The sequence below is a fragment of the Rhodocaloribacter litoris genome (assembly GCF_011682235.2).
Classification (GTDB): domain Bacteria; phylum Bacteroidota; class Rhodothermia; order Rhodothermales; family ISCAR-4553; genus Rhodocaloribacter; species Rhodocaloribacter litoris.
Genome location: NZ_CP076718.1, coordinates 1,687,114 through 1,711,106, shown reverse-complemented (window position 1 = coordinate 1,711,106; position 23,993 = coordinate 1,687,114). Strand labels below are relative to the sequence as shown.

General features: G+C 65.7%; 18 protein-coding genes, 1 pseudogene and 1 other annotated feature. Of the genes and pseudogenes, 9 read left to right on the top strand and 10 right to left on the bottom strand.

The annotated features are described in order from the left end of the window. Positions 1 to 8: 8 nt before the first annotated feature. The 4 genes from GQ464_RS06995 to glpK all read right to left on the bottom strand — a co-directional run bounded on the left by GQ464_RS06995 (position 9) and on the right by glpK (position 5,513). A complete protein-coding gene (locus tag GQ464_RS06995) occupies positions 9 to 362 on the bottom strand; it encodes a helix-turn-helix domain-containing protein (RefSeq protein ID WP_166982032.1) in 354 nt (117 codons plus the stop codon). 519 nt (positions 363 to 881) lie between these two features. Further along, the gene (locus GQ464_RS06990; protein ID WP_166976877.1) at positions 882 to 3,173 is read right to left on the bottom strand and encodes a cation:proton antiporter domain-containing protein; all 2,292 of its coding nucleotides are present in this window, start codon (positions 3,171 to 3,173) and stop codon (positions 882 to 884) included. A 44-nt stretch (positions 3,174 to 3,217) separates the two neighbouring features. Beyond that, positions 3,218 to 3,940, bottom strand: coding sequence for an MIP/aquaporin family protein (locus GQ464_RS06985; protein ID WP_166976876.1), 723 nt, complete (start codon positions 3,938 to 3,940; stop codon positions 3,218 to 3,220). 82 nt (positions 3,941 to 4,022) lie between these two features. Beyond that, positions 4,023 to 5,513 (bottom strand): glycerol kinase GlpK, encoded by a 1,491-nt coding sequence (gene glpK / locus GQ464_RS06980; RefSeq protein WP_166976875.1) that lies wholly within the window; start codon positions 5,511 to 5,513, stop codon positions 4,023 to 4,025. Positions 5,514 to 5,713: 200 nt separating this feature from the next. Between glpK and nhaA the strand changes: the two genes are divergently transcribed. The 5 genes from nhaA (at position 5,714) to GQ464_RS06955 (ending at position 14,222) form a co-directional block, all read left to right on the top strand. Beyond that, positions 5,714 to 7,051, top strand: a complete 1,338-nt coding sequence (gene nhaA / locus GQ464_RS06975; protein ID WP_166976874.1) for a Na+/H+ antiporter NhaA — start codon at positions 5,714 to 5,716, stop codon at positions 7,049 to 7,051. A 134-nt stretch (positions 7,052 to 7,185) separates the two neighbouring features. After that, positions 7,186 to 9,210 carry a monovalent cation:proton antiporter family protein gene (locus GQ464_RS06970; protein ID WP_166976873.1) on the top strand — a complete coding sequence of 675 codons (2,025 nt, stop codon included), beginning with the start codon at positions 7,186 to 7,188 and terminating at the stop codon, positions 9,208 to 9,210. Between the two features lie 146 nt (positions 9,211 to 9,356). Next, positions 9,357 to 11,690 (top strand): ATP-dependent helicase, encoded by a 2,334-nt coding sequence (locus GQ464_RS06965; protein WP_166976872.1) that lies wholly within the window; start codon positions 9,357 to 9,359, stop codon positions 11,688 to 11,690. 204 nt (positions 11,691 to 11,894) lie between these two features. Then, positions 11,895 to 13,730, top strand: coding sequence for a choice-of-anchor Q domain-containing protein (locus GQ464_RS06960; protein WP_166976871.1), 1,836 nt, complete (start codon positions 11,895 to 11,897; stop codon positions 13,728 to 13,730). A 33-nt stretch (positions 13,731 to 13,763) separates the two neighbouring features. Further along, entirely contained in the window at positions 13,764 to 14,222 is a 459-nt protein-coding gene (locus GQ464_RS06955) for a hypothetical protein (protein ID WP_166976870.1), read from the top strand. On the opposite strand, the pseudogene GQ464_RS06950 reads toward GQ464_RS06955, so the two are convergent. Then, positions 14,215 to 15,470 (bottom strand): annotated as a pseudogene (locus GQ464_RS06950) (IS3 family transposase). The gene GQ464_RS06955 and the pseudogene GQ464_RS06950 sit on opposite strands and share 8 nt — an antisense overlap. Further along, positions 15,055 to 15,173, bottom strand: a sequence feature (AL1L pseudoknot). Its footprint overlaps the pseudogene before it by 119 nt. A 95-nt stretch (positions 15,471 to 15,565) precedes the next feature. Between GQ464_RS06950 and GQ464_RS06945 the strand changes: the two are divergent. Continuing rightward, entirely contained in the window at positions 15,566 to 16,645 is a 1,080-nt protein-coding gene (locus GQ464_RS06945; RefSeq protein WP_166976869.1) for an IS256 family transposase, read from the top strand. A gap of 368 nt (positions 16,646 to 17,013) precedes the next feature. Here the strand turns inward: GQ464_RS06945 and GQ464_RS06940 are convergent, their stop codons facing one another. Next, on the bottom strand, positions 17,014 to 17,577 hold the full coding sequence (locus tag GQ464_RS06940) for a hypothetical protein (RefSeq protein WP_228350696.1): 564 nt from the start codon (positions 17,575 to 17,577) through the stop codon (positions 17,014 to 17,016). 224 nt (positions 17,578 to 17,801) lie between these two features. On the opposite strand from GQ464_RS06940, the gene GQ464_RS06935 reads away from it, so the two are divergent. Next, positions 17,802 to 18,839 (top strand): extracellular solute-binding protein, encoded by a 1,038-nt coding sequence (locus GQ464_RS06935; protein ID WP_166976867.1) that lies wholly within the window; start codon positions 17,802 to 17,804, stop codon positions 18,837 to 18,839. A 443-nt stretch (positions 18,840 to 19,282) separates the two neighbouring features. Continuing rightward, positions 19,283 to 19,495: a transposase gene (locus GQ464_RS06930; RefSeq protein WP_228350695.1), complete on the top strand. Its 213-nt coding sequence runs from the start codon at positions 19,283 to 19,285 to the stop codon at positions 19,493 to 19,495. Here the strand turns inward: GQ464_RS06930 and GQ464_RS06925 are convergent. From GQ464_RS06925 to GQ464_RS06910, 4 genes are all read right to left on the bottom strand, one after another. After that, the gene (locus GQ464_RS06925; RefSeq protein WP_166976866.1) at positions 19,486 to 20,247 is read right to left on the bottom strand and encodes a peptidoglycan-binding domain-containing protein; all 762 of its coding nucleotides are present in this window, start codon (positions 20,245 to 20,247) and stop codon (positions 19,486 to 19,488) included. The two genes, GQ464_RS06930 and GQ464_RS06925, sit on opposite strands and share 10 nt — an antisense overlap. A gap of 241 nt (positions 20,248 to 20,488) precedes the next feature. After that, entirely contained in the window at positions 20,489 to 20,911 is a 423-nt protein-coding gene (locus GQ464_RS06920) for a DoxX family membrane protein (protein ID WP_166976865.1), read from the bottom strand. A 55-nt stretch (positions 20,912 to 20,966) separates the two neighbouring features. Continuing rightward, positions 20,967 to 21,863 (bottom strand): SDR family oxidoreductase, encoded by an 897-nt coding sequence (locus tag GQ464_RS06915; RefSeq protein WP_166976864.1) that lies wholly within the window; start codon positions 21,861 to 21,863, stop codon positions 20,967 to 20,969. Positions 21,864 to 21,906: 43 nt separating this feature from the next. After that, positions 21,907 to 22,356 (bottom strand): MarR family winged helix-turn-helix transcriptional regulator, encoded by a 450-nt coding sequence (locus GQ464_RS06910; RefSeq protein WP_166976863.1) that lies wholly within the window; start codon positions 22,354 to 22,356, stop codon positions 21,907 to 21,909. A gap of 133 nt (positions 22,357 to 22,489) precedes the next feature. Here GQ464_RS06910 and GQ464_RS06905 point away from each other — a divergent pair, with 133 nt between their 5' ends. Beyond that, positions 22,490 to 23,992: a M20/M25/M40 family metallo-hydrolase gene (locus GQ464_RS06905; protein ID WP_166976862.1), complete on the top strand. Its 1,503-nt coding sequence runs from the start codon at positions 22,490 to 22,492 to the stop codon at positions 23,990 to 23,992. Position 23,993: the final 1 nt, after the last annotated feature.

The window sequence follows — 23,993 nt, the reverse complement described above, 5'->3', positions numbered from 1 at the left end:
GGAAGGTCTCAAGGTCTTTTTTTTCGTGTGATCCCCAGGCGCTTAAGGGCCCGGCTGACGGTCTGTTGGCTGACCGGACGTCCGGCTTCGGTGAGGCGATGGGCCAGTTGCTCCTGCGTCAGATCCGGGTTTTCCTTGAACAGTTGCAGCAGCCATTGTCGGTCTTGTGGGCCGAGGATGGGGCTACGGCCATTGAAGCGCGTACGGGGTAAGAGCGAACCGGTGCTTCGGTAGAGTTTGACCAGACGTCTGACGGTGCGTTGAGAGACGGAAAAGCGCTGGGCGATGTGTTTTTGTGAGCCTTCCCCGTTGAGGTAGGCCTTCACGATACGTTCTCTGAGATCAGGGGAGAGGGCTTTCATGAGCACTGGAGCAAGCGGAGCGGAGACGAGCTACTAATAACTTGAAGCAACCACAATTGTTGCGGACCATGTTACTGCGTAGCGCTATAGCGTTGGTCCATGCTATTGAAGGCGTCGTTGTGCAGCGCGATGTAGCCGCACCCTTCACGGGTGCGCCCCATGGCCCACAGGAGAGCCCGGGCCGACGGGACGTGCAACGCGTCCCGGGACGCGCAATGCGTCCAGATCCGCGGCTACATGTGGGCAGCCCGGGCTAACGGGACGCGCAACGCGTCCAGATCCGCGGCTACGTGGTTGGTTCGGGTTGTCCCGCTTCACCGGTCAACCGCTTGAACTTCTCCACCGTGGTGAGCCGGGGTGGCGATATGCTGGAGGGGAGGAGACTGAACTTCCGGAAAAACGCCGTCGCCCGGGGTTGGTTCGAGTGGGAGGCAGCGTCTACGGTTTTTTTTCCGGCGTAGGGACCGGGGGCAACACGGTGCTACAGAGACGGGAGCCGGGCGTGCTTCAGCCCCGGTCTCATTCCCCCGTTCGAGCCTGCTCGGCTTCGGCGTACCGGCGGCGTTCGGCGGTACGCAGGACGCGGCGGAGTTCCTCCGGGTCCCGGGCCTCTTCCCAGCGGACTTCGAAGTCCGGGTCCTGCACGATCTGGGCAATGGCCGAGAGCGTGCGCAGGTGAAAGGTGCGCTCCTCCGGCGAACGCACCAGCACGAAGAGGACGGTTGCGGTTTCGCCTTCTCGGGAGAAGACGACACCGTGGCGTGCCCGTGCGATGACCATGTGGAACCGGCCGGGCTGGTCGATGACGACGTGCGGGACGGCGAGCCCGGGCGCGATGAGCGAGCTGAACTCTTTTTCCCGTTCCATCAGCAGGGCGTGCAGGGTGGCCGGCTCCATGTTCAACTCGCCGGCAAGCAGGTGGGCCACGCGTTCGAAGAAAGCGTCCACCGGAAGGGATTCGTCCAGGTCCAGCACCGGGGCCGTCTCGACGAGGTGGTCGAACCGGTCGCGGGTCACCTCGACGCTCTCGGTGGCCGGTTCGTGCAGGAGCAGCACGACCTCGTCGCCGCGCTCCAGGCGGAGCGTCTCGTGGGCGGGCAGCACCTCGTTTTCCCGGTAGATGACCAGGGGCAGGGCCTGGCGGTCCATCGGGTCGGTCAGTTCATGGAGCGGCATGGCCTGGTCGATCCGGCGCCGTACTTCCCGCACCGTGTGCTGGCTGATCCAGTGGTTCCAGGTGTTCAGCGGGACGGAACCCCCGAAGAGCGCGGTCGCCTTCAGCCGTTTGAGCGCGGCCTCCTGCCCCGAGCCCTCTCGCCCGAGCTGGAGGAGGTGGATGTCCGGGATGAAGAAGACGTCCCGGGCGAGCTGCGCCACGAGCGTGTTCACCTCGGGGTTGGGGGTCATGGCGATCAGGGTGTCGGCCTCGGCGGCGTGCGCTTCGCTGAGAACGTTTTCCTGAAGGGCGTTGCCCTGGACGACCGCCAGCCCCTCGGCCTGTGCCGCCCGGCAATGTTCGGGGTTGGTGTCCAGCAGCCAGACCGGTCGCGAGGCCTGCAGGTGCCGGGCCAGCCGGCGGGCCAGCGGCCCCGCGCCGATGATGAGCACCCCCCGGCGTTCCTCTGCACGGCGCACCAGCTCCCCACGACGGCGCAGCCAGTCCGTACCCCACTTGAGGAAAAGCGGTACGGCGGCCGTCGTGAAGATGGCCATGAAAACCAGGACCGAGAAGATCTCCTGGGAGATGAGCCCCATGCTCAGGCCGATCTGGGCTACGATGATCTCGACGGCCCCGCGGCCGTTCATGCCGGCGCCGATGGCGATGCCCTCGCGCCAGCCGTAGCCCGTGGGCAGGTAGAAGAGCGCCGTTCCGACGATCTTCCCCACGGTGGCCACGGCCATGATGGACAGGAACAGCCACAGGTCTGCCTGGAAGACGCTGAAGGAGACCTCGAAGCCGGCCGTGACGAAAAAGATCGGCGCGAGGAAACCGATCGAGGCGTCCTCCACGGCGTGCATCAGGCGCTGGGAAAGCGTGCGGCCCAGCACGTTTTCGCGCAGGAAAAGCCCGGCCAGGAAGGCGCCCAGGATCGCGTGCAGCCCGGCCAGTTCGGCCAGCTCGCCGAAGAGGACGGCGATCAGCAGCACCAGCGTGAAGTTGAAGGTGCGCCCCGTCAGCCCGGCCTCCGAGAGCCGGCGCCCGAGCCAGGGGAAAAAGCGGAGGCCTACGAGGATCGTCACGGTGAAGAAGGCGACGATGCGGGCCGTGACGAGCCCGATCTCCAGCAGGTTGACCCCGCCTTCGGCGATGCCGATGATGATCGAGAAGACGATGAGGGACAGCGTGTCGGCGATGAGGGCTCCCGCCATCATCACGTGCGCGACGCGCGTGTCGAGCAGCTTCAGGTCTACCAGGATGCGCGACTTGGTGGCGAGCGAGGTTACCCCGGCGGCGATGCCGACGAAGAGGCCGGCCAGCACGCTGCCTCCGAACCAGCGCACCGTGAGAAAGGCCAGCACGAACGGGGTGATGAACCCCCCCAGGGCCGCGAGCGTGCCGGCCCACGATACCTTCTTCAGGTCGCCGGGGTCGACTTCCATGCCGATGTAGAGCATCATCAGCAGCACCCCGACCTCGGCGAGCACCGCGATGGCTTCGCCGCCGTGGAGCAGTCCCAGCAGCGGCGGTCCCAGCACGATGCCGACGAGCAGCTCGCCCAGCACGGCCGGATACCCGAACCGCGAGGCGAGGTTGCCGGCCAGCCACGCGGCCAGCAGTACCAGGAGCAGGTTGAGCAGGTTCAGTTCCACGCCGGTGTCCGGTTGGTTCTCTGGGGGGGCCGGGTTCGTCTCCGTTACGGGAGCGGGTTGGCCGTAAGCGCCAGGTAGGCCAGGGCGGCCAGGATGCCGCCGGCAACGGGGCCGACGACCGGAATCCATGCGTAGCCCCAGTCGCTGTCCCGCTTGCCGGGAATGGGCAGGAGAGAATGCATGAGGCGGGGGCTGAGATCCCGGGCCGGGTTGATGGCGTAGCCCGTCGTGCCGCCGAGCGAGAGGCCGATGCCGAGCACCACCAGCGCCACCGGCAGCGCGTCGAGGGCGCCGAGGCCCACCTCCGGCGCCGCCAGGTAGAGCACGGCGAAGACGAGCACGAAGGTGCCGGAGACCTCGGAGATCAGGTTGGCCGGCAGGCTGCGGAGGGCCGGGCCGGTACAGAAGACCGCCAGCTTGGCGTCGGCGTCGTCCGTAACGGCAAAGTGGGGGCGATAGTGGAGCCAGACCAGGAACGCCCCGAGCGCGGCGCCGGCGAACTGTCCCAGCAGGTACACCGGCACGCTCGCCCAGTCGAACTTGCCGGCGACGGCCAGGCCCAGCGTCACGGCCGGGTTGATGTGGGCCCCGCTGTAGGCGGCCACCGTGAAGACCCCCACGAAGACCGCCATGCCCCACCCGAGCGTGATGACGATCCACCCGGCTCCCTGGCCCTTGGTGCGCTGGAGCACGACATTGGCCACCACGCCGTCGCCGAGCAAGAGCAGCAGGGCCGTCCCGATGGTTTCTGCGATGAAGGGTGTCACAGGCTGGGTCGTTTGAGGTTTCGCGTTGCGTGTTGGAACGTTGGGCCAGGGTGACGTTTTCTCGTGTACGGTGGCGTGGGGTTCAATCCGCGGCCCACTGCTTGGCCCGTTCGAGGGCTTTTTGCCAGCCCTTCCGGAGGCGCCGGACGTCGTCGCCGGGCATGGCGGGGCGGAAGCGCCGGTCTTCGACCCATTGCTCGGCCAGGTCGTCGAGGTCGTTCCAGTAGCCGGTGGCCAGGCCGGCCAGGTAGGCGGCGCCGAGGGCGGTCGTCTCCAGCACTTCGGGCCGGACGACGGGCACGCCGAGCAGGTCTGCCTGGAACTGGAGCAGGAGGTTGTTGGCCGTGGCGCCCCCGTCGACGCGGAGCTCGGCCAGGCGGAGGCCGGCATCGGCTTCCATGGCTTCGAGGATGTCGGCCACCTGGTAGGCGATGCCTTCGAGGGCGGCGCGGGCCAGGTGGGCCTTCGTGGCGCCGCGGGTCAGGCCGAGGATGGCGCCGCGGGCATAGGGATCCCAGTGGGGAGCGCCCAGCCCGGCGAAGGCGGGCACCAGGTAGACGCCGCCGTTGTCCGGCACCTGGGCCGCCAGGGTCTCGATCTCGGCGGCCGAGCGGATCAGTTCCAGCCCGTCGCGCAGCCACTGTACCACGGCCCCGGCGATGAAGACGCTCCCTTCGAGGGCATAGGTCATCCGGTCGTCGAGCCGCCAGGCGACGGTCGTCAGCAGGTTGTTCGTGGAGGGAACGGCTTCCGTGCCCGTGTTCATCAGCATGAAGCAGCCCGTGCCGTAGGTGTTCTTGACCATGCCGGGCCGGGTGCAGAGCTGCCCGAAGAGGGCGGCCTGCTGGTCGCCGGCGATGCCGGCGATGGGCAGGGCGGTTTCGAAGAGGCCGGGCGCCGTCTCGCCGTAGACCTGGCTGGAAGGGCGCACCTCGGGCAACAGGCTCCGGGGCACGCCGAGGCGGTCGAGGAGGTCGTCGTCCCAGTCCCCCGTGTGAATGTTGAAGAGGAGGGTACGGGAGGCGTTCGACGGGTCGGTGACGTGCACGCGCCCCCCGGTGAGGTTCCACACGAGCCACGTGTCGATGGTGCCGAAGGCGAGCCGGCCGGCCTCGGCGCGGGCCCGGGCGCCCTCGACGTGGTCGAGCAGCCAGCGGACCTTGGTGCCGGAAAAGTAGGGGTCGAGCAGGAGCCCCGTCTTTTCCCGGAAGACCGGCTCGTGGCCGTCGGCTTTCAGCCTGCCGCAGAAGTCGGACGTGCGGCGGTCCTGCCAGACGATGGCGTGATGGATGGGCCGTCCCGTCTCGCGATCCCACACGACGGTGGTCTCACGCTGGTTGGTGATCCCGACGGCGGCGATGTCCCGTGCCGTCAGGCCGGCCTTTCGGATGGCCTGGGTGGCCACGAGCATCTGGCTGCTCCAGATCTCCTCGGCGTCGTGCTCCACCCAGCCGGGCCGGGGGAAGAGCTGCTCGAACTCCTGCTGGGCCACGGCCCGGATCCGGCCCCGGTGGTCGAAGACGATGGCCCGGGAGCTGGTTGTCCCCTGGTCGAGGGCAAGGATGAAGGACATACGGGCAGTCTGGTCGATGGAGCAGGGAAACGGGTGCTCCAAGAAAAGGAATCCTGACCAAAGACGAAATTGCCATCGGAAGATTGCCGCTTTACGTTTCGGTTTTGCCGCGACTTCACCCGGCCGGCTCATTCGTTTCACATACCATCCCGGATCGTCCGTATCTTGATGGAGGTGTAAGGTCGATCGGAGCCCGTACGATGCCGGACAGACAGAAGAGCTTTCAGATGCCGCAGGTGCTGGTGCGGCCGTTTCAGATCTTTTTCAAGATGGAGGCGGCCGGCGGGGTGCTTTTGCTGGTGTGTGCCGTGATCGCGCTCCTGTGGGCCAACACGCCCTGGGCCGGTGCCTATTTCGGTCTCTGGCAGACGACGGTCACGGTGGGCGTGGGCGGCTTCATGATCAGCAAGCCGCTGCTGCTGTGGATCAACGACGGGCTGATGGCGATTTTCTTCTTCGTCGTCGGCCTGGAGATCAAGCGGGAGGTGCTGGTGGGGGAGCTGGCGTCGCCGAAGAAGGCGGGGCTGGCACTGGCGGGTGCGCTCGGCGGCATGGTGGTGCCGGCGGTGATCTACGCCGTGCTCAATGCCGGCACGGACGGCCTCAGCGGCTGGGGCATCCCGATGGCCACGGACATTGCCTTTGCGCTCGGGGTGCTGGCGTTGCTCGGGCCGCGCGTCCCGCTGGGACTGAAGGTGTTCCTCACGGCGCTGGCCATCGTGGACGACCTGGGGGCGGTGCTCGTGATCGCGTTCTTCTACACGGCCGAGATTTCGTGGGGCGCGCTCGGCGTCGGCGCGGGGGTTTTGGCGGCGCTGCTGGTGGCCAACCGGTTGCGGATCCAGCGCCCGGCGGTCTACGTCGTGCTCGGTGTGGCGCTGTGGGTGGCGTTGTTGAAGTCGGGTGTGCACGCTACCCTGGCCGGGGTGCTGCTGGCGCTCACCATCCCGGCCCGCCGGCGCATCGACACGCACGAGTTTCTGGCCCGGGGGAATGAACTGCTGCGTACCTTTGCCCGGGACGTGCGGCCGGGCAAGACCGAGCCGAGCACGGACCAGCGGGACGCCGTCTATGCCCTGGAGATAGCCTGTCGTCACGTCGAGACCCCGCTGGTCCGGATGGAGCACGCGCTGCACGGCTGGGTGGCTTTCGGGATCGTGCCGCTGTTTGCCCTGGCCAATGCGGGGGTCTCCCTCGGCAGCGGCCTGGCCCCCGGAGATCCGATCACGCTGGGAATCCTGGCGGGGCTGTTCATCGGGAAGCAGGTCGGGGTGACGGGCTTTGCGTGGCTGGCCGTGCGCCTGGGCTGGGCCGAGCGCCCACTCGGGGTCTCCTGGCGCCAGATCCACGGCGTCAGCCTGCTGTGCGGCATCGGGTTCACGATGTCGCTGTTCATCGCCAACCTGGCCTTTGACGATCCCGCCTTGCTCGACCGGGCCAAGGTGGGGATTCTGACGGCCTCGCTGGTGGCCGGCCTCGGCGGGTGGTTCATGCTCTCGCGCGGCGCGAACGGGAAAGCACAGCCCCCGGCTTCGTAGTGCGTAGTGCGTATTTCGTAGTGCGTAGAAAACAATCTTACGAAATACGCACTACGCACTACGCACTACGGACCACACACCATCCTGAAGCTTCCCCTGCATCCACAAACGGAGTCTGTCTGACACGGATCGCCATGCCCTACTCCGTTCTTGCGGTAACCCTGCCGTTCCTCGGCGAGATCGTGGCGCTGCTCGCCGGGAGCGTGCTCATCGCCTACCTGTGCCACCGTATCCGGCTGGTGCCCATCGTGGGGTTCCTGCTGGCGGGCGTGGTCATCGGCCCGACGGCGCTGGGGCTGGTGACGGACCAGGCGCTCATCGACGGCATGGCCGAGGTGGGCGTGATCCTGCTGCTGTTCACCATCGGCGTCGAGTTCAGCCTGGAGCGGCTCGACCGCATCCGCCGCCTCATCTTCTTCGGTGGCGGCCTGCAGGTGGGCCTGACGGTGCTGATGGTGATGCTGGCCCTGCTGGTGGCGGGGGCGGCCTGGCCGGTGGGCGTCTTCACGGGGTGCCTGGTGGCGCTCAGCAGCACCGCCATCGTGCTGAAGCTGCTCGACGACCGCAACGAGACCGACACACCGGCCGGGCGGGTGGCCCTGGCCGTCCTCATCTTCCAGGACCTGGCCATCATCCTGATGGTGCTCCTCGTGCCGATGCTCGGCGGGCAGGGCGGCACGCCGCTGGAACTGCTGCTGGCGTTCGGCCGGGCGGTGCTCATCATTGCGCTGGTGCTGGCGGTGGCCCGGAAAGTCCTGCCGCCCGTGCTCGAGCGGATCGCCCGGACGCAGCGGTCCGAACTCTTTCTGCCGACGGTGGTGACGATCTGCTTCGGCACGGCATGGCTGACGAGCCTGGCCGGCGTGAGCCTGGCGCTCGGCGCCTTCCTGGGGGGGCTCATCGTCAGCGAGAGCCGGTACAGCGCCTACGCCCTGAGCGAGATCCTCCCGCTGCGCACCCTCTTCAACGCCGTCTTCTTCGTGTCGGTCGGGATGCTGCTCGACCTCGGTTTTCTGCTGGACAACCTGCCGCTGGTGCTCGGTGTGGCCGGGGCGGTGCTGCTGGTCAAGATTGGCCTGACGACGGCCACGGTGCGGGCCGTGGGCTACCCGCCCCACATCGCCGTGTTCGTCGGGCTCGGGCTGGCCCAGATCGGCGAGTTCTCGTTCGTGCTGGCGCGGGCCGGGGAGGAGGTGGGGCTCACCCCGGCTGCCCTCGGCGATGCCGGGGTGCAGGCCTTCATCGCCGTGACGGTGCTGCTGATGGCGTTCACGCCGCTCCTCTTGCAGCTGGGCACGCGCATCGGCGCGTGGCTGGTGCGCACCGAGCGTTTCGGTCCGGCCGGCACGGCGCCGGATACCGGCAGCGCACCGCCGCTGGAGGACCACGTCATCATTGTCGGGTACGGCCCGGCCGGCCAGCGCCTGGCCCAGGTGCTCAAGGACACCGGCCTGCCCTTCGAGGTCGTCGAACTCGACCCGCGCCTGGCCGACAAGGCCGAGGAAGACGGGTTCCATGCCGTCCGGGGCGATGCCGGGCGTCCCCATATCCTCGAACACGCCGGCATCGACCGGGCCAAGTTGCTCGTGGTCGTCATCAACGACGAGGCGGCCACGTTGCGCATCGTCGAGGTGGCCCATTACCTCAACCCCACCGTCCAGATCATCGCCCGCACCCGCTTCCTGGCCAACATCGAGCGGCTCCAGCAGGCCGGTGCAGACATCGTCGTGCCCGAGGAACTGGAGACGTCCGTACGCATCTTCACCAACGTGCTGGCGGCCTACATGATACCGCCCGACGAGATCAACCGGAAGGTGGCGGCCCTCCGCTCGGGCGACTACCAGGTCTTCCGCAGCCAGCTCCACGAGGCCCACATGATGGTGCTGCAGGGGCTCGACGAGGAAGGGCTGCACACCCGCGCCGTGGCCGTGCGACCGGGCGCACCCGTGGCCGGCAAGACGCTCGCCGAGCTGGGCCTGCGCCAGCGCTACAACCTCACCGTCCTCGCCGTCCGCCGCGACGGTCGTACCATCGCCAGCCCCTCGGGCGACTTCCGCATCCAGCCCGGCGACCGGCTGGTGCTCATCGGCGAGGCCACCCAGTTTGCCCGCTGCGCCGACCTGTTCCGCGAAGCCCCGCCACCCGCCGTGGCCGGCTGACCCCGGTCATTTTTCATACCCGCCCCGCCCCATCCCTGCCGGCGATGGGCTATCTTGTGCCACCACCCGGCCGCTTCCCTCCCGCCGGAGGCATCCTGAATCTTCCATCTTCCATTTTTCAATTTTCAATCCCGTCCCACGATTCGATGCGCCAGTACAAGCTTTCGTTTGACGAGCCGGCCGATGCCGCGCGGCCCGACGAGGCCGAACAGATCCTGCAGGGGCTCAACCCGGCCCAGCAGGAGGCCGTCCGGGTGACCGACGGGCCGGTGCTCATCATCGCGGGGCCGGGCTCGGGCAAGACGCGCACGCTCACGCACCGCATCGCCTACCTGATCGCCGCCGGAAAGGCACGGCCGTTCGAGATCCTCGCACTCACGTTCACGAACAAGGCGGCCCGCGAGATGAAGGAGCGCATCGAACGGCTCGTCGGGCCGGAGCAGGCCCGCGGCATGTGGATGGGCACCTTCCACGCCACGTTCGCCCGCCTGCTGCGCATCGAGGGCGAACGCATCGGCTACACACCCGACTTCTCCATCTACGACCCCGACGACAGCCAGCGCATCCTCCGCGAGCTGATGGACCGCTACCACGTCGACGGCAAGCAGTTCAACGTGCGGATGATGCACGCGCTCATCTCCTCGGCCAAGAACCGGCTGGTTGCACCCGGCGAGTACGCCCGGCTCGCCGCCACCCCGGCGCAGGAGAAGGCCGCCCTGCTCTACGGGCCGTACCAGGAGGCACTCCGCAAGGCCAACGCAATGGACTTCGACGACCTCCTGCTCAAGCCCATCGAGCTGTTCCGGCAGCACGCCGACGTGCTGGAGAAGTACCAGCACCGCTGGCGCTATCTCCACATCGACGAGTACCAGGACACCAACCACGCGCAGTACGTGCTGGCGAAGCTGCTGGCCGCCCGCCACAAGAACCTGTGCGTGGTGGGCGACGACGCGCAGAGCATCTACGCCTTCCGCGGGGCCGACATCACCAATATCCTCTCGTTCCAGCGGGACTACCCCGAAGCGAAAACCGTCCGCCTCGAACAGAACTACCGCTCCACGAAGACCATCCTCCGCCTGGCCGACGCCATCATCCGCCACAACCAGGACCAGCTCGAGAAGTCGCTCTGGACGGAAAACAGCGACGGCGAGCCGGTGACGCTGCTGGAGGCCATCTCGGAGCGGGACGAGGCGCAGAAGGTGGAGCGCACCATCCGCGACCTGCACGTGCGCCAGGGCTATACCTTCCGCGACTTCGCCGTGCTCTACCGGACCAACGCGCAGAGCCGTTCGCTGGAGGAGGCGCTCCGCCGGGGCGGCCTCCCGTACCGCGTCGTCGGCGGCGTCTCGTTCTACCAGCGCCGCGAGATCAAGGACGCGCTGGCCTACCTGCGCCTGGTCGTCAACCCGAACGACGAGGCCAGCCTGCGCCGCGTCATCAACTACCCCACGCGCGGCATCGGGGGCAAGACGCAGGAGGCCCTCTTCGACTACGCCCGGCGCGAGGGGCTGGGCATCTGGCAGGCCCTCGAGCGCGCCGAGGAGGCCGGGCTGCCCGCCCGCGCCGTAAGCGCCGTGGAGGCCTTCCGCTTCCTCATCGCCCGGCACGCCGCGCAGGCTACCTCCCGCCCCGCCGACGAACTCGCCCGCGACCTCATCCGCGAATCCGGCATCCTGGACGACCTCCGCCGGGACGACACGCCCGAAAACCTCGTGCGGTGGGAGAACGTGAACGAACTCCTCAACGCCATCGCCGAGTTCACCGCCGGCGCGGGTGAGCAGGGCACCCTCAGCGCCTTCCTCCAGGAAGTCTCCCTGCTGACCGACGCCGACAGCGTCGACGACGACGAGAACCGCGTCACGCTCATGACGCTCCATGCCTCGAAGGGCCTCGAGTTTCCCGTCGTCTTCATCACGGGCCTCGAGGAAGGCCTTTTCCCGCTGGCCGCGGCCGCGCAGGACCGCAAGGACCTCGAGGAGGAACGGCGGCTCTTCTACGTGGGCGTCACCCGGGCGGAGCGGCACCTGTACCTGAGCTACGCGCGCAGCCGCTACCGCTACGGCGAACAGCAGCCGGCCGTGCGCAGCCGCTTCCTCGACGAGCTCGACCCCGACCTCATCCGCACCGAGGCCGGCACCGCCTTCCGTCCCCGCGCCGGCCGCTTCCAGGCCGGCGCCGGCGCCACCGACACCTACGACCGCATCGACCCCCACTATTACCGGAAGAACCTGCGGGGCGAGAAGAAACCGCGTACCGGGGGCGGCGGCCAGCGGGGCGGCGGCGAGCGGCGCATCGTCTACGACGAAGGGGAAGGCGGGGCGTTCACCCCCGGCATGCGGGTCGAACACCCCCTCTTCGGCGAAGGCAAGGTGCTCTCGCTAGAAGGGGCGGGCGCCCAGGCCAAGGCGGTCGTCTTCTTCAAAGAGGTGGGGCAGAAGAAGCTCGTGCTCAAGTTTGCCAACCTGCGGCGGATCGGGTAGTTTGCAGGCCGTCGCGTGGCCGCCGGGACGAGCGGGCGAAAGAGGTAATAATGCATGCCTTACCTTGTGGTGATTAGGTTAAGGATTTATTTTGCGGTGTATGGTTCGGTAATCAGCGGATGGTCGTTGTAGGTCTTCTCGTTTACAGATTGTGCATGTAGGAATATTCGTCCTTTTTGGGGTGTAATCCGTCTGGGTGGGGGTATGTTTGCGCTTCTGTCGCTGCTGATGCTGGGGATGCCGGCCGTGGAAATGGCGGCCGGGGTACAAGCGCAACGGGTACTTTACGTGAAGGCTGATGCCGTGGGGACGGGGGACGGTACCTCGTGGGCTGCCGCATACCCGTCGTTGCAGGATGCGCTGGCGGCGGCGCAGGCCGGCGACGAGATCTGGGTGGCTTCGGGCACTTACCGCCCTGACCAGGGAGCGGGCTTGACGCCGGGCGACCGCTCGGCGAGCTTTGTCCTCAAGGAGGGGGTAGCCCTTTACGGAGGGTTCTCCGGGACCGAGACGAGCCGGGAAGAACGGGACTGGGAAGTGAACGAGACGATCCTGTCGGGGGACTTGCTGGGCAACGACAACGATCATGTCGCGATCGATGAGCCGTCGCGGAGCGAGAACAGCTATCATGTGGTGGCGGCCGGCAGCGACGCAGACAGCACCACCGTGCTCGACGGGTTCATCGTTACCGGAGGACAGGCGGACGGTTTTCCTCCACGTACCCATCTGGGGGGCGGGATGGACAACGCCGGTAGCCCATCTATCCGGCATATCGTTTTTACCGGAAATGTAGCCGGGCTGGGGGGCGGGATGGCCAACTCCGGTGAACCGGTGCTAACCCATGTGACCTTTCAGGCCAATGTCTCGAGCGCCGATGGGGGAGGAATGGCTAACAGCTACGCCCATACAGTGCTTCGGTATGTCACGTTTCGCGACAATGTGAGCACCTCCTTCGGCGGAGGATTGTACAATGACCGTAGCGAGGTGGTTGTCATCGACACGCGTTTTATCGGGAATGTGGGGGGCTGGGGAGGAGGCGTGTACAACCGTCAGGGGAGCCAGACCTTGATCAATACGGTCTTCATAGGCAACCGCGCGGCGCCTTTCGACGGTGGGGGGCTCTTCAATGATGAAAGCGAGACCATGCTGGCCAACGTACTTTTCAGTGGCAACACAGCCGCAGGCGATGGTGGGGGCATCTACAATGTGTTCCCCGATGCCGGCTCGTTCACAGCCACCAATCTGACGTTCAGTGGTAATACGGCTGTCGGCAATGGCGGGGGACTCTACAACTGGTATGGGCGGCCGGTCCTGACGAACAGTATTCTCTGGGGCAACAGCGCCGTGATGGGCACCGATGAGGTCTATAATGGGACGACGTCGGTCGGGCCAACGGTGCTTGTGCTCGCGCACAGTCTGATCGAGGGGGGCGTGCCGCTCGACACCGAAGACGGCGGTGGCAACCTCTTCGCAGATCCGCTGTTCGTCGACGCTGCAGGGTTCGATGGCGTGATGGGCACCGAGGACGACGACCTGCGGCTGCGCGCAGGCTCTCCGGCCATCGACGCAGGAGACAATGCGGCGCTGCCGTCTGACAGCCTGGACCTCGACGGAGATGGGGACGTGACCGAGCCCCTACCGGTCGACCTCGACGGAAACGTGCGGGCCTACGACGGAGGCACCGGGTTGGCCGTTGTGGACATGGGGGCGTACGAGTTTTCTGCTCCTCCGGTATCAACGGGCGTTGAGTTCGGTGAAGCGGGAAATGTACCTGGATCGCTGGTGCATCTGGAAGCCTACCCGAACCCGTTTCAGGGCCGGACGACCCTTCGCTTCATGCTCCGGCAGGCCGGGTCGGTTCAGATCGATCTCTATGATGTGGTTGGGCGTCGGATTCGGGTTCTCTACGAAGGCACTCCGGTAGTCAATCGTCTTCACACGGTACCGGTCGATGGGCGAGGTCTTTCGGACGGCGTCTACCTCGTGCTGCTGTCCGGGAAAGGTGTTCACGCCACGGTGGCTGTTATGCTGATTCAGTAGTTGATAGCAGGCGCCTCGAAGATCGATACGATAATGCTTTGGTTGGATATTTTGCGAGAATTACAACTTGAATTACGAGGTGTTAATACCATGAAAAAATGTATATTATTATCGTATTTGGCAATTTTTGCTGCATATGTGCCGAATGTCGCTGCACAGTTTGCAAGTCCATGCAATACAGTAGACTTGGAAATCATGCTGGCAGTGGAAGAAGTAGAAGGGGTTTGGGTTAGTGTTACTAATTTAGAGAATAAAAATATTGTCTATAGTGATGTTGTTTTCTCTGATGATAACGTTCATCAGAATTGTGACTGGGTAGCCAACGTAGGCGGTGTTTCTTCAGGTATTACGGGAGCCGTTGATTTGGAAGATAATACATTGTACAAAATTGAAATAGGAACCTATGTTTTTGCGTATTTTGGATGTGAGCCGGGATTTGACCTCTTTGGAGAAGTGAATCGCCCCGAGTTTATCGGAGACTGGGTTAGTTGAGTACCGCTTCAAGGAAGTGCTCCTCGTTACGGTTGTGGTAGGCCTGTTCGTACTCGACTGGCGGAAGATAGCCCAGTGGTCCGAGCAAGCGCTTGTGGTTGAACCACCACACCCACTCGAGCACTGCGATCTCGACGTCCTCAAGTGAGCGCCACGGACCGCGCGGGCGGATCACCTCGGCTTTGAACAGCCCGATCACCGACTCCGCCAGTGCGTTGTCGTACGAGTCGCCCTTGCTCCCGACCGAGGGTTCGATACCGGCCTCGGCCAGGCGTTCAGTGTAGCGGATCGAAAGATACTGCACGCCCCGGTCGCTGTGGTGGATCAAGTCTTTCCGGGGGTCGGTATCGCGTTCGTAGAGGGCCTGCTCCAGTGCATCGAGTGCCAGATCGCTCCGAAGTGAGTCCGACACGCGCCACCCGACGATGCGCCGCGAGAACACGTCAATGACGAAGGCCACATAGACGAAACCCCGCCAAGTAGCCACATACGTCAGGTCCGACACCCAGAGTTGATTCGGACACTGGGCTGTGAAATCGCGCTTGACCAGGTCCTGCGGGCGATCCGCCGGATCCGCCGCTACGGTCGTCCGAGTGCGTCGGCCTCGAACCACGCCCTGCAGACCCATCTGTTTCATCAGCCGGGCTACGGTGCAGCGTGCCACGGAAACACCTTCACGTTTCAACTGCTGCCACACCTTACGGACTCCGTAGACTCGGAAGTTATCTTCCCACACACGGCGAATTTGGGGGCAAAGCACCTTATCTCGACGGGCTCGGTCCGATTGAAGCGATGCGTCAGCCTGACGTGCCTTGTGTGCGTAGTAGGTCGATGGAGCGATCGGCAACACGGTGCAGATCGGCTCGACTCCATACTCGGCCCTATGAGCGTCGATAAAGCGCACCATTACCTCGGTGGGCGACCAGGGGCTCCGCCTGAGCGAAATACGCCGATGCCAAACGCAGGATCTCGTTGGCGCGGCGCAGTTCTCGGTTCTCGCGTTCGAGTTCCTTGATGCGCGCGTGCCCATCGGTGGAGGCAGCGTCTGTGCGCCCGTTGTTTTGCTCTGTGCGACGGACCCATTGTCGCAACGTTTCGGCAGTACAGCCGATTTTCTCAGCAATGGAGCAGATGGCTGCCCACTGCGAGCGATAGTCGCGTTCGTGTTCGAACACCATACCGGCGATCTTCGATCGCCATAACGGCCCGTTCGCGGACCTCGGGAGCATACCGTGTTGATCTGTTCATGACTCCAAGTTCTCAAAGTTTGGAGTCTCCAGCAAATCCGGGGCGGTTCAAAGCTTCACGACCACGATACGACACAGAGCCAACTTCCGCCAGAGGTGCCTGAGCGGCTGGGTGAGTTGCTCCGCAGTGGGCTCGACGTGAAACTGCATCTCTTGCAGCACTACGCCGAACTGGCTCGCCTGCTGGCACGGGAGATCCTCGACGAGGAAGTCGTTGGCCTGTGTGGCGCGCGCTACAGCCGGGATAAGCCCCTTGAGGGGCGCTACCGGCGCTGGGGCTCGAATCCCGGCTCGATCCGCATCGGCTCCGAGCGCGTGCCCATCGAGGTGCCCCGCGTGCGCGAGGTTGAAGCCGACCGGGAACGTTCTTTGGAATCCTACCAGCAGATGAAGCAGCCCCTCGAGATGGACCAGCGCCTGGAAGAGGCGATTCTGCTGGGGCTCTCGCAACGCGACTACGGGCGCGTGGCCTCGGCGTTCCTTGACGGCTTCGGGCTGAGCCAATCGTCGGTCAGCCGGGCCTTCCAAGAGCGCAGCCGGCGGGCCTTGGAGGCCTTCGAGCAGCGTAGTCTGGCCGAGGAAGACTTCGTTGCGCTCTGGATCGACGGGAAGCACCTGGCCGGCGTGCAACTCGTGATCTGTCTCGGCTTGACGATCGATGGACGGAAGCTGCCCCTGGGCTTTGTCGAGACGACGACGGAGAACACCGGAGCGATCAAGGGCCTGCTCCAGGATCTGATCGGGCGGGGCCTGGACTTCGGCGAAGGCCTCTTGTGCGTCATCGATGGCTCGAAGGGGCTCTACAAGGCGGTACGAGAGGTCTTCGGCACCTGCGCCGAGGTGCAGCGCTGCCAGTGGCATAAACGCGAGAACGTCGTCAGCTATTTGCCGAGACAAGATCAGGCCAGCTATCGCCGCAAGCTCCAGCGGGCCTACCAGAAGGTAGACTACGGAGAGGCCAAAGCAGCGCTGATGGAAATTCACGCGGAGTTGGAGCAGGTCAACCGCTCGGCTGCACGCAGCCTCCTCGAGGGCCTCGAAGAGACGCTGACGCTGCACCGGCTGGGGCTGTTCGAGCAGCTGGGCAAGAGTCTCAAGACGACCAATTGCATCTGGACGCGGAACGCGTCCGAAAGAACCTCAACAGCCAGCTCTCGAAGTACATCGGTCGTGTGAAGCGGTGGATGGACTCGGACCAGCGCCAGCGGTGGGTGGCGATGGGGCTGTTGGAGGTGGAACAGAAAATGCGTCGGATCGACCACGCCGAACATTTGCCGCTTCTGCGAGCGGCGCTTCTCAAACATATAGAACCACGGAATCCCTCAGAGAGGGAGCCCCTTGCCGAAGAAAGTTTCAACTAGAATTGCATCTACGCCCCAGCGGCATCTATTTATACGGTCTGGAGGCTGCCGACACAACGGTCAATGGAGCGATTTTGTTGGTAAAGTAGTGTCAGATACCTACAGGAGGTGGGGCAGAAGAAGCTCGTGCTCAAGTTTGCCAACCTGCGGCGGATCGGGTGAGGGACGGGCCGCCGGAGCGTCTTACGGCATACTGATCCTGGCTTGGTGTGCGCGGCGCAACTTGAAGGCGAAGGCAAGGCAGGCAAGCGTCGTGGCCAGGATGCCCCACCCGCTGAACAAGATCAGAAGCTGGCGAACGTAGGTGGGGTCATGAATGAACTTCAGGCCCAGGGGATACGCTAGTGCGGCGGCCGCCACAATGCCTATCGTTGCCCATACGGGTGTGAGGAGCATGGCCCGCTGTTTCCGGTCGATCCAGCTAGCCAGGTCCTGGGGAGGCGATGGGTGATCCAGAAAGGCGCGCACGTCCTCGCGCCAGGAGGCCCATTGCAGTATGGCCGCCACAGGGGCGCCCACACAGGCCATGGCGAGGAGCGAGAATCCGGCCAGGGCCCAGAAGGGCGGCGAGGGTATCTCCAGTATTTTTCCGAGCAGCAGCGGGAAAACGAACGAGCATAGATAGAAGATGCCTGCCATGATTCCGAGGCGTATCCATGTGCGGCGAAGGGAGTCGCGCTTCGTGTCTGAGGCCGGTTCACCCGGCACATTCAGTGCCTTCGCCAGCCGATCCAGCGTAGTGTGCATATAACTTCACTCCGGTGCTTATGAATGGTCTTTCTAGCGGCACAACGATTCATCTGAGCAGGTATGATGGGGTCGGCCGTGAGAATATTTGAAGGTAGAGAAGAAGAAGCTTGTATTCAAATTTGCCAACCTGCGGCGGATCGGGTAGTTTGCAGGCCGTCGCGTGGCCGCCGGGATGGGCGGGGCGCGGGATCAGGCACAGCAACAGACCGGGGACAGACCGTATGCGTACACTCATCGTGTGGATGCTGGGAGGGCTCATGCTGGCGGGCTGCGGGGGCGACGCCCGCGAGACGCTCGTCATCTATTCGCCGCACGGCAAAGAGATGCTCTCGCAGTATGAGGAGGCGTTCGAGCGGCTGCACCCGGAGGTGAACGTGCAGTGGATCGACATGGGCGGGCAGGACGCCTACGACCGCATCCGTACCGAGCGGCAGAACCCGCAGGCCAGCCTGTGGTGGGGCGGTGACGGCCCCATGTTCGACCGCGCCGCCCGTGAAGGGCTGCTCGAGCCGTACGTCCCCTCCTGGGCCGAGGCCGTCCCGGACGACGCCCACCACCCCGCGCATTTCTGGTACGCCACCTACCTCACGCCCGAGGTGATCATGTTCAACAGCCGCACCCTTGCGCCGGAGGAGGCCCCGAAGGACTGGGACGACCTGCTCGACCCCAAATGGGACGACCGCATCATCGTCCGCTACCCCCTCGCCTCCAGCACCATGCGCACCATCTGGGGGGCGATGATCATGCGGCAGCCCACCGTGGAGGAGGGCTATGCCTGGCTGGCCCGCCTCGACGCCAACACGAAGACGTACGCCGCCGACCCCACCCAGCTCTACCTCAAGATCGCCCGCGAGGAGGGCGACCTGACGCTCTGGAACATGCCGGATACGTACATCCAGGCGGAGATCAACGGCTACCCGTTCGACTACGTGATCCCGGCCTCGGGCACGCCCGTGCTGAACGACGCCATCGCGCTTGTCAAGAACGGGCCCAACCTGGAGCGGGCGAAGCAGTTCTACGAGTTCGTCACCTCGGACAGCGCCCTCGTCGAGCAGGCCCGCACCTACTACCGCATCCCCGTCCGCACCGACCTCGACCCCGCGCGGCTGCCCGCCTGGATCACCCGCGTGACGATCACCCCGATGCCGGTGGACTGGGAACGCCTCGCCACCGAAGGACCGGCCTGGATGCAGTACTGGGACGAGCACATCAAAGGGCGCGGCGAAGCCTGGCTCCGCGAGCACGGGTATGCGGAGTGACGGGGCGGTGGCGGTTTTCTGAAACGAGGATCACCCGATGCCTTACGACCCGGAGCGACACCATCGCCGGTCCATCCGGCTGCGCGGGTACGATTACACGCGGGACGGGGCGTATTTCGTCACCCTGTGTGTCCGGGACCGGGCCTGCCTGTTTGGTGAGGTGGTGAACGGAGCAGTGCGGTTGTCCGCCGCCGGGCGCATCGTCGCGGAGGCATGGACGTGGTTGGCGGCGCAATACCCGTACGTCGCATTGGATGCGTGGGTCGTCATGCCCGATCATTTGCATGGGATCATCGTCATGGGGGATGTGGATGATGGTGGAATGGGCGGCGGTAGGGGCGGTTCGCGAACCGCCCCTACGGGCGATGCGGCAGGGCGGACGGGTTCGGTGAAACGCTACGGGCGATGCGGCAGGGCGGACGGGTTCGGTGAAACGCAAACCGTTGGGCCGGTTGATCGGGGCGTTCAAAACCGTTTCCACCAAACGCATCAATGCCATCCGCGGGACCCCCGGCGCGGCCCTCTGGCAACGCAATTATTACGAGCACGTCATCCGGGACACCGCCGACCTCCGGCGCATTCGCGCCTACATCGCCGCCAACCCCGCACGGTGGGGGCGGGACCGGAACAACCCGTCATCGGGGCCTCAGACCTGAATCGGGAGGCGCCGGTCGAGCGTGGCCGCGTCGGTGCAGAAGAAGCGGTCCTCGAGGTAGCGCGGGGCGTAGTTCCGCACGTCGTAGTGCACCCACGTCGGCGCGATGTGGGCCGGCTCGAGCGCCTTCATGTTCGGCGCGAGCCAGCCGAGCTGAGCGTTCGAGCGCTGCACGATGAGCCCCCGGATTTCGTCGCACCGGTTCATGTCGTCGCGCTTGTCCTCGCCCGGCCGCCGGGCCACGTCGATGTCGATGGCCTTGCCGTGGTGGTTGGTGCTCGTGCGGCCGGTTTGCCGGTTGCGCACGCCGCACCGGTAGCCCGAGGTGATGAGGAAACGGTACTGGGGGAGGTAGAAAAAAACCGCGCGCACGGCCCAGAGGAGCATCCGGTGGAGGCCGGGATACTCGTACCGGTGGAAGGCCTCGATGTGCGGGCGTCCGCCGCGATAGCTCCCCCGGAAGCGTCCCCGCCCGAAGCCCGGGCAGACGCCGCACGGGCACCGGAGCGCGTCGAAGTCGAGCGGGAAGGCGTCGGCGAAGGCGTCGATGGCGCGGAGCGTGTCGCCGTCGGCGATGCCGGTCGGGGCGTCGAGACCCATCACGTCCCGTTGAAACGTCATCACCTGCATCTCGGTGATCGGGCCGAAGTCGCCGTCGGGCACGGTGCCGCGGAAGCCGGCCAGGCGCAGTTGAAGCTCCTCCACATCCGGGCCCTGCGCTCCCCTTGCGATGATACGTTCTCCATAGGTCATGGCGGTGTCCTCCAGCGGTGGATCGGGGCAGAAGGGCCCGGCCGCAACGACCTGACGGGGACGACGGAGGCACCGCCGGTGCGGTCAAGAAAGGCTGTATCCTATATACGAAGGGGACGGCGGAATGGGAAGGCAGGGCGGCATCAGAGGGCCAAACGCGAAGCGCCCGTCCCCGCCAGAACGTGACGCGGGGACGGGCGCTTCCAGAAACGTTTCCGTTTCGGACGGTTGGAATTCCGGTTCAGGCCGTTTGCTTACGCCGCGTGCGTGCCTCCACGTCTACCTTCGCCTGCAGCATCGGCTCGTAGACCGGCCTGTAGGCGAGGAGCAGGAGCGCCTGGAGAGCGGCAATCACGGCGCCCGGCACGATGCCCGCCGGGTCCAGGAAGAGGTGGAACGCGATGATGTTGACCGAAACCGGGGCGAGGAGTACCAGCGCCAGCGGCACGAAGCGGTTCGCCAGCAACAGCACGCCCACGGTCAGTTCGACGAGCTTCACCAGCGGCAGCAGGTAGCCCGTCTCCATCATCGCGCCCAGAAAGCGGCCGGCGGCTTCCGGCGGCGTGGGCATGGGCAGGAACCGAAAGAATCCGTTGAGCCCGAAGACGACGAGCAGCAGCCCCAGCACATAGCGGGCCGCTGTGATGGTCTTGCGGTTCATCATGGTTCGCAATCGGGTTGGTTGAACGGGTCGGGTTGAATGGGATGGATGAACGGTTTCAGGCTCTGGGCGACGGGACGAGCGCCGCGCGATGGGCTTCGAGGAAGGCGCGCACGCTCGTCGGCGGGTGGCCCGTCAACTCGCGGACGGCGTCGGTGGCCGGGCCGAGCAGGCCGCGCTGCATGGCCACGTCGAAGGAGGCCATCATCCGGGCCACGGGCTCGGGCAGGCCGGCGGCCACCGCTCCGGCCACATAGGCCTCGACGTCCACCGGGACGTATTCGACCGGGCGGCCGGAGAGCTCCGAGGCCAGCGCAGCCAGTTCGTGGTAGGTGACGACGGCCGGCCCGCTGATCTCCAGGCGGCGTGTCCCCTCGAAGTCCGAGGCCAGGGCCGCGGCGGCCGCCCGGGCGCAATCCTCGCGGGTCACGTAGGCCGCGCCTCCGTCGCCGGCGGCCGCGTAGAGCTTGCCCGAGGCGACGGCCGGCGGCAGGCTCATCAGCAGCAGGTCCGTGTACAGGTTGTTGCGCAGGGCCGTGAAGCCCACGCCGCCGGCCTCGAGGGCCTGCTCCGTCCGCAGGTGATCGTCGGCGATCGTGATGGGCGAGCCGGGCGCGACGCCGAAGAGGGACGTATAGACGATGTGCCGGACGCCCACCCGCACCGCCGCGTCGATGGCGTTCCGGTGCTGCTCGAAGCGCCGCCCCGGGCGATCCACGGCATCGGTGCTGATGAGCAGCAGGCGGTCGGCGCCGTCGAAGGCCGGCGGCAGCGTCTCGGGCCGGTCGAAGTCGGCCGGGCGCACGTCCACGCCCCGGGCGGCCAGGTCCGCCAGCTTCTCGGGGTGGCGGGTCGTCGCGATGACGGGCCCGGCCCCGCGCTCCAGGAGCCGTTCCACGACGCGGCGGCCAAGGTGGCCCGAGGCACCGGTCACGAGGAGGGTTGGTTTTTCCATGTCACCACCTTTTTTGTTTGAACGAATATTCGGGCAAGAAAAATCAGCCGCGCACCTTGTCGAGCAGCTCGTTGAGCCGGCGGGCTTCCTCCGGAGAGAGGGTATGGAGGGCTTCGAGCCAGACGGCCTCTTCGCGGTCGATCCGTTCGAGCAGGTCCAGCCCGGCCTGCGTGATCACCACATCGACGGCGCGGCGGTCATGCGGGCAGGTCCGCCGCACCAGCAACCCTTTCTGCCGGAGCTTTTCGACCAGCCGCGAGACGTTCGACATCCGGTCGAGCATGCGTTCCTTGATGGCCTGCACGGTGACCGGATCGGGGTGCTGCCCCCGAAGAATCCGCAAAATGTTGTACTGTTGCGGGCTCAGGCCATGGGGCTTCAGCCCGCGCAGGCTTAAGGTCTGCAGCCAGCTGCCGGTATACATAAGGTTCAGCGCCAGCTTGTGATATTCGCTCTTGAACCGTTTTTGCTTGATGGCCTCTTCAATCCGCATGGAAAGAACCGATACTGACGATGCCGGAGGGGTTGAAGGAATCATGTCCAGACGTTTAATGTTTCAACACTAAAAAAGTTTCGACGTTTTCAACCCGGGGTAGAAGCCGCCCCTGCAGACCAGAGCCAGAACCGTGAGTATCGCCACGTCGCCATTCGTCCGGGAGGGGACGCCGCTCGAGCGGGCCGTCAAAGCGGCCCGGGTCTATCGCCGGGCCCACGGGCCGTCCATCCTGCGCGAGTTTTGCACGTTCCTCTCGATCCCGAACACCAGTGCGGAGGCCGAAGGGCTCGTGCGCAACGCCCATTTTCTGCAGGAGGCGTTCGCGAAGCGCCGGGCCCGCATGGAGCTGTTGCGGGTTGCCAGTGCGCCGCCGATCGTGTTCGGCGAGCTGCGTACGCCCGGTGCCACACGCACGCTGGGTATCTATATGCACTATGACGGCCAGCCGGCGGGGGCCGATCGGTGGGCGCATCCGCCGTGGGAGCCCACGCTCTATCACCGGCCCCTCGAGGAGGGCGGGCAGCCGCGCCCGTTGCCCGAGGAGGGGGAACCCATTGACCCGGAATGGCGGCTCTACGCCCGCAGCGCCAGCGACGGCAAGGCGCCGTTTGCCGCCCTGCTGGCCGCACTCGATGCGCTCTACGCCGCCGACATCGCGCCGACGGCCAACCTCAAGTTCCTCTTCGACGGCGAGGAGGAAAGCGGCTCGCCCAACCTGCCGCGCTACCTGAAGCATTACGGGGAGTCATATCACGATGTCGACGCCTGGCTCTTCCTGGACGGGCCGGTGCATCCGAGCCGTCGCCCGCAGCTCGTCTTCGGGGCGCGGGGGACGGCCAGCCTGGAGGTGACCGTCTACGGGGCCGTGCGGCCGCTGCACAGCGGTCATTACGGCAACTGGGCGCCGGTCCCCGGAACCCTGCTCGCCCATCTGCTCGCCTCGATGGTGGACGAGGAGGGGCATGTGCTGATCGACGGCTTCTACGACGGCGTCGAGCCGGTCGGCGAGGCGGAGCGGGCCCTGCTCGACGCCATGCCGGACTACGACGACGACCTGCGCCAGGAACTCGGGCTGCTCGGCACGGGACTCCAGGGGGTGCCCCTCGTGGAGAGCCTCATGCTACCCTCGCTCACGGTGCGCGGCCTCGAGAGCGGCAGTGTGGGGGAGACCGTGCGCAACGTCGTCCCCTCCCATGCCTCCGCCTCCATCGACATCCGGCTCGCCCCCGGAAACGACCCCGAGACGATCATGGAGCGTGTCGAGGAGCACATCCGGCGACAGGGCTACCACATCGTCCGGGTGACGCCCAACCACGACACCCGCCTCCGGCATCCGAAGATTGCGCGGGTGGTGCGTGAGAAGGGTTATCCGGCCGCCCGTACGCCCGTCGACCTGCCGATCGTAGGCACCCTGGCGAAGGCGGTCGAGGCGGCGACCGGCGAGCCCCCCCTGCTGGTGCCCACCTTCGGCGGCTCGTTGCCGCTGTATCTCTTCACCGATGTGCTCGAAAAACCGGCCGTCATCGTGCCCATCGTCAACCATGACAACAACGAGCACGCTCCGAACGAGAACCTGCGCCTGGCAAACCTGTGGTATGGCGTCGACCTGTTTGCCGCGCTGCTGACCATGTGAG

Coding starts and splice junctions, on each gene's coding strand:
- GQ464_RS06995 (WP_166982032.1), bottom strand. CDS start 362: ATGAAAGCCCTCTCCCCTGATCTCAGAGAACGTATCGTGAAGGCCTAC.
- glpK (WP_166976875.1), bottom strand. CDS start 5,513: ATGTCCTTCATCCTTGCCCTCGACCAGGGGACAACCAGCTCCCGGGCC.
- nhaA (WP_166976874.1), top strand. CDS start 5,714: ATGCCGGACAGACAGAAGAGCTTTCAGATGCCGCAGGTGCTGGTGCGG.
- GQ464_RS06970 (WP_166976873.1), top strand. CDS start 7,186: ATGCCCTACTCCGTTCTTGCGGTAACCCTGCCGTTCCTCGGCGAGATC.
- GQ464_RS06965 (WP_166976872.1), top strand. CDS start 9,357: ATGCGCCAGTACAAGCTTTCGTTTGACGAGCCGGCCGATGCCGCGCGG.
- GQ464_RS06960 (WP_166976871.1), top strand. CDS start 11,895: ATGTTTGCGCTTCTGTCGCTGCTGATGCTGGGGATGCCGGCCGTGGAA.
- GQ464_RS06955 (WP_166976870.1), top strand. CDS start 13,764: ATGCTTTGGTTGGATATTTTGCGAGAATTACAACTTGAATTACGAGGT.
- GQ464_RS06940 (WP_228350696.1), bottom strand. CDS start 17,577: ATGCACACTACGCTGGATCGGCTGGCGAAGGCACTGAATGTGCCGGGT.
- GQ464_RS06935 (WP_166976867.1), top strand. CDS start 17,802: ATGCGTACACTCATCGTGTGGATGCTGGGAGGGCTCATGCTGGCGGGC.
- GQ464_RS06925 (WP_166976866.1), bottom strand. CDS start 20,247: ATGACCTATGGAGAACGTATCATCGCAAGGGGAGCGCAGGGCCCGGAT.
- GQ464_RS06920 (WP_166976865.1), bottom strand. CDS start 20,911: ATGATGAACCGCAAGACCATCACAGCGGCCCGCTATGTGCTGGGGCTG.
- GQ464_RS06915 (WP_166976864.1), bottom strand. CDS start 21,863: ATGGAAAAACCAACCCTCCTCGTGACCGGTGCCTCGGGCCACCTTGGC.
- GQ464_RS06910 (WP_166976863.1), bottom strand. CDS start 22,356: ATGCGGATTGAAGAGGCCATCAAGCAAAAACGGTTCAAGAGCGAATAT.